Origin of the sequence: Sporosarcina sp. GW1-11 (assembly GCF_033088395.1) — a bacterium.
Taxonomy (GTDB): domain Bacteria; phylum Bacillota; class Bacilli; order Bacillales_A; family Planococcaceae; genus Sporosarcina.
The window spans coordinates 20287-28235 of record NZ_JAPMIW010000031.1 but is presented as its reverse complement, the minus strand read 5'-3'; the positions used below and the strand labels follow the sequence as shown (position 1 = coordinate 28235).

General features: G+C 42.9%; 8 protein-coding genes and 1 riboswitch. All 8 genes read right to left on the bottom strand.

Annotated features, from left to right (window positions below):
• Positions 1–824: 824 nt before the first annotated feature.
• A complete protein-coding gene (locus tag ORD22_RS14355; protein ID WP_317646817.1) occupies positions 825–1610 on the bottom strand; it encodes a YibE/F family protein in 786 nt (261 codons plus the stop codon).
• Complete coding sequence (locus tag ORD22_RS14350; protein ID WP_411567660.1) at positions 1607–2719, bottom strand: YibE/F family protein; 1113 nt, start codon at positions 2717–2719, stop codon at positions 1607–1609. Before ORD22_RS14350 ends, ORD22_RS14355 begins: the two co-directional genes overlap by 4 nt.
• Before the next feature lie 251 nt (positions 2720–2970).
• On the bottom strand, positions 2971–4245 hold the full coding sequence (locus ORD22_RS14345; protein ID WP_317646815.1) for a ribonucleotide reductase N-terminal alpha domain-containing protein: 1275 nt from the start codon (positions 4243–4245) through the stop codon (positions 2971–2973).
• 172 nt (positions 4246–4417) lie between these two features.
• Positions 4418–4593, bottom strand: a riboswitch (cobalamin riboswitch).
• Positions 4594–4757: 164 nt separating this feature from the next.
• Positions 4758–4925, bottom strand: a complete 168-nt coding sequence (locus ORD22_RS14340) for a hypothetical protein (protein ID WP_317646814.1) — start codon at positions 4923–4925, stop codon at positions 4758–4760.
• Between the two features lie 355 nt (positions 4926–5280).
• Positions 5281–6231 carry a malate dehydrogenase gene (mdh, locus tag ORD22_RS14335; RefSeq protein WP_317646813.1) on the bottom strand — a complete coding sequence of 317 codons (951 nt, stop codon included), beginning with the start codon at positions 6229–6231 and terminating at the stop codon, positions 5281–5283.
• Positions 6232–6436: 205 nt separating this feature from the next.
• Positions 6437–6772, bottom strand: coding sequence for a BMC domain-containing protein (locus ORD22_RS14330; RefSeq protein WP_317646812.1), 336 nt, complete (start codon positions 6770–6772; stop codon positions 6437–6439).
• On the bottom strand, positions 6747–7052 hold the full coding sequence (locus ORD22_RS14325; protein ID WP_099688495.1) for a EutN/CcmL family microcompartment protein: 306 nt from the start codon (positions 7050–7052) through the stop codon (positions 6747–6749). Before ORD22_RS14325 ends, ORD22_RS14330 begins: the two co-directional genes overlap by 26 nt.
• A 16-nt stretch (positions 7053–7068) precedes the next feature.
• Entirely contained in the window at positions 7069–7923 is an 855-nt protein-coding gene (gene pduL / locus ORD22_RS14320) for a phosphate propanoyltransferase (RefSeq protein ID WP_317646810.1), read from the bottom strand.
• Positions 7924–7949: the final 26 nt, after the last annotated feature.

Sequence of the window (7949 nt, the reverse complement as noted above, 5' to 3'; positions counted from 1 at the left end):
GGCTCATGGCGGGAGGCAATCCCCCACGTGCCGCAGCGGTGATAGGAAGCTGACTTTTACTAACTTCAGTAACATAAAAAAGTCGAGCGACGATCCGACATGATCTTAGAAGTTCGTAAGCGATTCAGGAACTTCAAGCCACTTCAATACGCTTCTGTATGTAGTGAAGTGATTTACCACTGAACCCACTTCGGCGCTGGCGGATGGCTCCCGCAATGAGCCAGAAAGAAAAATCGCCTTTCTGTCTCATCGCTCCGCCTACCGCTTGTAAGGCGCCTTCGTTTGGTGAGGAGAAGTAAGTGGCATAGTACGTTGAAGTTTAAAAGTGAATTTTATAACGTTCCAAAGCCTACAAAAACTACACTGCACTCATTAGCGTAGGCACAACTGCGGGGTCGGCCGAAGCCATGAGACAACTAGCGCCCTTTGCTAGTTGGCTCTTTGTGGGAGGCAATCCCCCACGTGCCGAAGCGGTGATAGAAAGCTGACCTTTACTAATTTCAGTATCGTAAAAAACTCGAGCAACGATCCAACACAAAATGGTTTTCCCCTATACCAAAGCCAACTAAACCTACCTTGTACCCAAAAGCGAAGGCACAACTGCGGGGTCAGCCGAAACAAAGAGACAACTAGCGCGACCTTCGCTTGTTGGCTCTTTGTGGGAGGCAATCCCCCACGTGCCGGAGCGGTGATAGAAAGCCGACCTTCACTAACTTCAGTACCCAATAAGTATCGGGCAACGTTCCAAAACAAACTGGTTTTCCCCTGTACCGAAAAAAAGTCAAGCAACGACACAACAAAAAGCCGTCAAAGAAAGTCATACCCTACGCCTTCTCTGACAGCCCTTTTTTAACAGCCTTCACCCTCACCAAAAAATAAGCATTCATCCAAGAAGCAATCGGAATAACCAAAGCAATCCCAAGCCCCGCACAAAGAATCAAAATCATTTCCGAACTAAAGATTTTCGAATTCACAATATCACCAATCGTATAATGTAAATCCTTAAACCAAATAAGAAGTGCCAAATACCCTCCGAAAAAGGCAAAGAACAACGTATTCGTATCGGTCCCTAAAATATCCCGACCAATACCCACCCCTGACTTGAACAATTCCTTCTTACTCAAAGTCGGCGTATGCTTAAACACTTCATGCATAGAAGAAGCAATCGAAATAGCGACGTCCATAATCGCTCCAATCGTACTCATAATAATGACCGAAGCACCGACTTTCATGAAATCCACGCCAATATAAAGAGAAAGCCCCGCTATCGCCTCTTCCTCTTCTTCACCAAATCCATGAATCATCAACTTTTTCGAAATGATTACAATAAAAAACAACAACAAACTTATCGTAACCATCGTAGAAACGAACGCAATCACCGTCTTACTATTCACTTCATTAATATAAAACAAACTTATACAGCCAATGACAATACAGGCGATGAATGTGATAACGATCGGATTGGCTGAAGCATCTAGCATGAAGAACACCGTGAAAAATACAACTCCAAAGTTCAGAAACAGCGAGATAAAAGACTTTGCACCTTGCCAACCGCCAACTAACACCATTAAGACAAGTAAAATCGCTGCGAGCATCACTAGTACATTCATACTCTCGCCCTCTTTCGCTCAATGAAATAGATTGCTGTATAGATACCAATGGGGATAGTCAACACAATGCCAATACCGCCAGCTAATGCCCGCGCTAACTCTAGCGACAAATTCATCGAATAAGCAAACCCTACTGGAGACGAATTTTTCAAAGATAAAATAAGCATTGGGATCGAACCACTAATATACGCGAAAAATAAAATACTCGTAATCGTACCCATCACATCTTTCCCAATATCCATTCCAGACGCCCTCAGCGCTTTGATTGAGATTTCATGATTTCTTTCATATAAAGCAAACAGCGAAGAAGACATTGTAATCGCCACATCCATAATGGCTCCTAACGATCCAATAAACAACCCCGCCATGAATACAGTATGATAAGGGCGCGTCAAAAACTGCATTTCCTCATAACGCAAACCATTCCCTGAGGTAAGCCAGATTACAAGTGACGTAATGGTCATTGATGCAACAGTTCCAATCAACGTCGCGACAATCGCTGCATACGTTTTTTCATTAAAACCACTAACAAGCAATAACGAAATGCCGGTGAATAACAAAATACAGATTCCGCAAACAACTAGTAAACTGACATCGTAATACTTCACATAAATATCCAAGGCGAAAGACAATAGCAGCACATTCAGCGCAAAACTAACAATCGCTAATAACCCTTGCCTATGTCCAACAATTAATAACGTAAAAACAAAGATCCAAGCAACGATTAAGACATATTTATCACGTTTTACGTCTGTAATACTACCCGTCAACTCTTCCCCTTTCTCTGAGTCAATCGAAACGAATAGTTCATTACCTATACGATACCGCTGATCGTATGCTCCTGAAGAAGAATAGTCATTAGTCAAATGAATTTCCTGACCTTGTGCTTCCCCATTTTTCATCCTAGCTACGATACTCTGGGTAAATAGCATGTCCTTATTGCCATGCATATCCGTCACATCCGATGTTTCTTCTACCGTAGTGCTGACTACTTCGGCAATCGGGCGGTCGTAAAGCGAATGATTATTATGTATGAATATAATAGAAAAGATACAGCTAAGTGCCAGAATAAAATAGGTCATCCATTGCATAACTTTTATATTTTTCATTCTTTGTATGATTCTCTTCAAGACAAAACCTCCTAACGCTCTTTAGGGTATAGCATAGTTTAAGCCTACCACGTATTTGACGTAGGATTGACAGAAATGGATTGTTTTTTTCATGAATCATTCATATATACCCTGTGACGAAAAAAGGCTCTATTTCCCTTAAAGGAAACAAAGCCTACTTTTAATCAGATAATGACCTTTGCAGCAGACATACCAAATTCATTTCGGGCAATCCTTTCAATAAATGAACTTTAGAGTAGTCGAACTTCAGGTATTCCACATCTCCATGCTTTCATGAGCAACTGTAGCAGTTCTGCCGTTTCGATACTAGTGGATTTCCTTAGTGTGATGGAGCCTCCTAGGTCGGTATGGCGTTGTTCTACTGTCGCTTGATCAATCATTGCGGATTGCTGTTGTTTGGTTGCTGGATAAGCTGAGTAGTTCTTGCCAGCGGATGCTTTGCGCAATGGAATTTGTATTCCATACGCCCTAGACGTTGCCCCTAAATGTTGACTTATTTCTTTGGATATTTCTTCAATATAGTGAAGTGCCGCCTGTGAATGTAAACAGATGTTCTGATTAACGATTGCAGTTTCCCAACCTTTAACTTCAACCTGCAAACTACACTTCCATTCGTTTGTAATTCCGTTTTGCAAATGCACAAGAATTGAACAAACCCGGGCCAAGTCTGTTCTCTTCATTACTTGAGGTAGTTGAATATACGTGTGCGGTCCCGTGCTCTTAAGTTTTGATTGATTACCGAAATGCAATGTAACGCCTTCACTTGCCAACAGCTGTTTCATCAGGCCAATGGCAGAAACTTTTTTGTGCGCAATGGAGGGATGTGCGGCCGCTTGACGAAATGTATCACCGCTGAGGTTAGGGAGAGAGCATCCTAATACTCGGTGTACTTGTTCCTTATCAAATACGAGCCAAGAACCACATGCTTTTACCTGTTCCATAAAATTATCTGGGACCAGTATATGTTTGTCTTTCACTTTGCTCGATAAAAATGACAGGATCCTACTATCTAGTACATGCATTGAATAAGGCTGCGTTATAGGCTGTCGTTGACGGAACATCTTACCGAAGAAAGACATAACGTCAGTCGGCAACGTGATATAGCCATTGCTCAAAGCCCAATACGCTTCTGCCACTTTTTGCACACGATGTTCATTTTCATTCTGCAGTGCAGCCATCGCAATAAGCATCAGTCTTTCTTGCGGTAATCCAATGCGCTGGTCATAGTAATCCGCCGTCACAAACTCATTTATATATTGTCGAAGCTCTGTAGAAGATAATAGTTGATCGCGTTCCGCTACTATCTGCAATTCAAGCCACTTGATTTCACTTGCTGAATAGCTATGAATCCAAGGCCCATATAAGCCATGCTGCAATAGTTTACGTACTACTTGATGAAATCCTTGATACACCGGCCTTCCACGCTGTTGTTCCGCTTGTTGATAGACTATCTGCAATAACGCACGTTCATCCGTACGTTCTTCTGTCTGTTCAAGTACTCTCATGTCGCCGTCTCCTTTCTTAAACAACAAAAAACAATCATCCCGCCTCCTCGGCAAAATGATTGCAATAGTTGTGAATGAGGAAACAAATTTAGGCAACTCTAAGATCCTCTATGCAAAACGCATAGATGTTAGAGACCTGTTTGCCCCCACCTCTCAACCCCCGAAGAAAGTGTTGCTTTGACGATACGTGGCAGGTTTCCTGGCTCCACTTCATCCTTCCGCCAAGCCTTCCCATGTCTCCATAGTGGCTAATTCTGGCGGTCGTCCGTGTCTACAGTTGCGGGGACAGCTCCGGTTTACGGATTCCCTTTTATACCTTGATAGGTACCAACGTATCGTGCAAACGTATTTAATTGCTTTGTTTTATTTTATCATGAATCGCAAAGAAGATGGTAGGGTTTGATAACTACCTATTGAAAACACAACAAAACAGGGTACCTATGCACAAAACGATTGGGATCACATCCACAATTGTTTTTGCTAGGTACCCTGTATAGAGCCTTCTTCATTACTTACATTGTTTGTTGTTCGCATAGACAGCCGCACTCCACCAATCCTTTAGTATATGCTTCTTCCCACGTAATACCATGGATAAAACCATTCTCCGAGTATCCTGTAATTAAATAGAATGTCTCATTTTGCTCTGATTGTGCTGAATTGTTTTGATAGTTGTTATTCATAGAAACGCCTCCTGAAATTTGTATTTTGCATAGTATATGCGTATCGGAAAATAAAAGAACACTTACTTCACTTTTTATTGATCACCGGCTGATTGTCAGCGCTTACATTTAAAAAGGAAGATAAACTAATTTCTTACATGTCTCCAATTACATATACTAAGCATGAGTTTTATTATTCGATGAATTCTGTTTATTTTACCATGTACATAAATAAAAGTAAACAAGAAATTTTATAGAATCCTATCATTCATTCGTAGGTTTTTGAAACAACCACACGCCTAGCCTATAAGAACCTATGTCGAATACAAAAATATCTCTCTAAGTCCTCTTCACGACTTAGAGAGATTACCAGTGGTTAGGACAGTTGTTTTTCACAAATCTCGATGACAGTTTTAACAGAGTTTGCTGACTGATCGAGCGCTGTTTGTTCTTCATCTGTTAACGGTAGTTCAATGACACTTTCGATGCCATTCCCCCCGAGAACAGTAGGAACACCTAAATAAATATTTTGATAACCGTATTCGCCTTCTAAATAAGCAATCGATGGTATGATTCGTTTTTTGTCTTTGATGATCGCTTCTGCCATCTCGACTAGTGCTGCAGCAGGTGCGTAATAAGCACTGCCGTTTCCTAGTAGAGAGACGATTTCGCCGCCACCTTTTCGCGTACGTTCAACAATTGCTTCTAGTCGATCGGCTGAGATGATTTTATCCAATGGAATGCCGCCAGCATAAGAGTAGCGCACAAGTGGAACCATATCATCACCATGTCCGCCTAGCACGAAGCCTGAAATGTCCTCTATAGAAATATTCAGTTCTTCCGAGACGAATGTGTTGAAACGTGCAGTATCGAGTACACCCGATTGACCAATGACACGATTTTTCGGGAAGCCTGTTGTCTTATAGCATACATACGTCATAGCATCTACAGGATTACTTAAAATCAGTACGGTGCTGTCTGGTGCATAGCGTTTCACTTGTTCCGAAACGGAGCGCATAATTTTCGCATTGGTTGCGACGAGATCATCCCGGCTCATGCCTGGTTTACGCGCAACACCCGCTGTAATGATAACCATTGCAGCGCCTTCTATATCTTCATAATTCGATGTGCCCGTAATACGAGAATTAAATTGCTGCACAGGACTCGTTTGGAGAAGGTCCAATGCTTTTCCTTTTGTCGGATTGGAAAGGTCCGGGATATCTACTAAGACGATGTCGCCTAATTCTTTCTGCGCTGCCATCAATGCAACTGTAGAGCCAGTGTGACCTGCTCCAATAACTGCAATTTTATGTCGTTTGAAAGCCACGAAAACCACTCCTTTCTATATAGACTGGATGTTTTAGTATCTTGTTTGGCGCGGTGTTATGTAGCTTTGGCTCGGTTCGGTGCCTGTTACGCTCGGTCTGGTGATGGTTTCGTGCGGTCCGATCAGACTTTCGCTCGTTTCAGCACGAGTTTGGCTCGGCACACAATAACTTTCGCGCGGATCACTAATACAACCATTCATTAAATCAGTCTTTCTTCGTTGCCTTTGCCTTTGGTTCCACCGGTTTCTTTGCCTCAGGAACAACTGCTGCTGCAGGCTTCATCATACTATATACTGAATCATCAGGACGAGGGATTACGTGCGCACCAAGTAATTCACCGACACGTGCCGCCGCATCGCGACCAGCATCAACTGCTGCTTGAACCGCACCTACATCCCCTTGGACAATGACTGTGACGATCCCGCCGTCAACCATCTCCTGTGAAACCAATTCCACGTTTGATGCCTTCACCATCGCATCCGCCGCTTCAATCGATCCAATCAATCCTTTTGTTTCAATCATTCCGATTGCTTGACTCATGTATATCACCTCTCTTCACTTCTGTTGAATCTATAATACCGATAATGACCGCATCGATAGGAATTGGGTTTTCTTTCGGCAAAATAAAGCGTGAAGAACCACCACTCGTAATGAGCACCTCGTCACCAATTCCTGCACCAATTCGATCTGCTGCGACCATATGTGTCTGTATATTATTGCCGTGTGCATCAATCGGCTGGATGATTAATAGCTTAAGACCAGCCAACCCATCTTCTTTGCGAGTTGCCCACACATTACCGATTACTCTACCCATTCTCATGCGTAATCACCTTTTTCTACTTTCTGACAGTTATCGTTTTACCGAGTTCCCGTGCAGTATCTTTTGCAAGTGCTGTGACAATTGTTCCTTTATTAATAACAATTTCATCTTCTGAAATCGCAGCTAAGTCTTCAGTAGACAAAAGCTTTTTCGTAAATTCAAATGACTGTGGAACTTTCACCGTTTCCGGTATCATTTGTACAGCTGTCGTTTCTTTTACATCATTCGGTTTGACCAAACGGCCAATCGTTCCCTGTGTAATGAAACCTGCATTCGCTTCATCAGTATCAATATGCATTTCAAGACGATAACGTTCATTCACCCGAATGCGCACATTGCGGAATGAAATCGGTCGGATTCCATCAGCTTCTACCGTAATATACTCTCCATCTTCCACGCCAAAACGCGCAGCATCTGAGGGAGCCATATGGATATGGGACTGTGCGATGATCAAACCTTGTTCGATATGCACACTGCCTTTTGGTCCGATCAATGTAATCGGTGCTGATCCTTCTATATTGCCGGATTCCCGAAGTGGGGGCTTGACGCCAAGCTTCATGGCATCCGTAAAGCTAACCTCAACTTGAGTTGCTTTTCGGACAGGTCCTAAAATACGTACGCGTTCAATACTGCTTTTAGGTCCCGCAATCATCACCGTTTCATTAGCGGCGAATTGGCCCGGCTGTGAAAGCTCGGACCGTTGTGTCAATTGATACCCTGCGCCAAACAATACTTCCACATGTTCAGGCTGTAAATGTACGTGACGAGCGGATACCGCAATGGGCACCGCTCGATCCGGCAATTGAACGGGACTTTTCCCTAGTTGTCCGAGAATTTCTCCGACAATCTGCTCAATCAATTGCTGATTCATATCGTTCACGCCTTTCTACTTTGCCT